Source organism: Vibrio sp. Vb1755, assembly GCF_033338635.1.
GTDB classification, from domain to species: domain Bacteria; phylum Pseudomonadota; class Gammaproteobacteria; order Enterobacterales; family Vibrionaceae; genus Vibrio; species Vibrio alginolyticus.
In genome coordinates this window covers 1-1,576 of record NZ_JAWOTA010000104.1, presented here as the reverse complement: position 1 = coordinate 1,576, position 1,576 = coordinate 1, and the positions used below count along the sequence as shown (strand labels likewise).

At 47.4% G+C, this 1,576-nt stretch carries 1 protein-coding gene; it reads right to left on the bottom strand.

Going from position 1 to position 1,576, the window contains the following annotated elements; translation table 11 throughout:
• Nucleotides 1-1,576 (bottom strand): DUF3971 domain-containing protein (locus tag R7E00_RS22970; protein ID WP_318124529.1); only part of this gene is annotated, 1,576 nt, incomplete at both ends.

Here is a 1,576-nt window from a genome sequence, read left to right as displayed (position 1 = left end):
ATGCCGTTGTGCTCTTTGTAAGGAAAATCTCCTAACTCGCCATACCACAGCAATTTGGCCGTATTTACTTTACCGCCTTGAATGGCGGTCGATAGGTAATCCGTCAGATCTTGACCTAATGCCAAGGTTGGCAAGTAACGCCAAGTTTCACCAGCGTTGTAGAGATCCGCCTCAGCATAAAACGATAGGAATGGGCTTTGCTCTTTAGGGAAATCGAGTCGAAATGCGCCCAACACTTGAAGGTCCGGAGTCGCAGCCGTGACTTTATCCGACCACAAACGCCAACCTGTCTCATCTTGCTGCCAGATGATGTCGACTTCGCCTTGCTTGATGTTCAATGGGGCTTGGAATACATCCCCGTACGGGAAAACATCATCAATGACCATGACTTTCGCTTTCGCTTGCTTCAAGTCACCCGCAACGCTGCCTTGCACATGTTGAAAGCCCGGCAACAGTTCCCATTGAGTCATAGCTAACTCATCGAGGTCTGCCGAATAACGCAGCGTATCTAAGCCACCATTCATGGCTAAACGAATGTCTTCAACACGACCTTTCGGCGCTAATTTATTGAGTAAGTCACTGGTTGATTCCGATTCCGGCGCGAGCTTAACGAGTGGAATCAGCGCCTCAATGTCGAGCTGAGAAAGATTGAGCTTCCAGCCATCTGGTTGCCAATCAAAAGCCGCATCAAGTTCAGGCCAGGATTTGTCATCGGTGCGAATTTGAAGTGAGTGACCATTTACTTTCCAACCTTGCTTATCAGGCAAGAGCTTAAACACTCCCGATTCGATAAACAGTTCATGGCGGCCATTTTCATTCCATACGAGCTCAGACGGTTGCAGCTCTACGTACGCATAATTAGGTTGGCTGTGTTTGAGAGTCAGCCAGGTATTCAAACTGACCTTGCCAGACTCCGCACCCGACTCTTCTTGCATGTAAGTGGTAAGCCAAGGCGTTACCGAGACATCTTGCGCACTCACGTAAAACTCACCAGACACATCACGCAGCGAACCATGGTCTTTAAAGTTAGCATTTACTAACAGTGAGTTCAGGCTAGCGTCTGCAATACTGACTGTGCCTTCCGCCAAGTGACGTTTGCCTTGGTTACTCCAGCGAAGCTGTTCAATATCGAGTCGACGAGTTTCGCCCGAGACCGATTTGTACCAGACGCGTGAATTTGTAATGGTGAAGTCTTCAAACTGGCGCAGCAATAGTGAGTCCAGCTGATCAATCAGCTTAACTTCATTTTGGTCAACATCAGTGGTCGGCTCTTGATTGCTCGACGTAGGTAGAAGATCGACCGTGCGAATATCTAATGCCAAGTTATGAATGGTTAAGTCTGCCACGACGGGCTTAAACTGAAGTAATGATTGAATCAAATCGAATTCAATTTGAATTTCATCAACGGCGAATCGAGCTTCTTGGTTATTCGGTAAGTTAGCTTCTAAGCCGAGTAACGCGATAGAGGGATGGCTATTACGCCAAGAACCAGCAACGCTGGAGATAGAAAAGTCAAAACCTGTGCCTTGTTTGACCCAGGTTTTGATCACATATAGGAAGTGCTTAAGGTGTGACA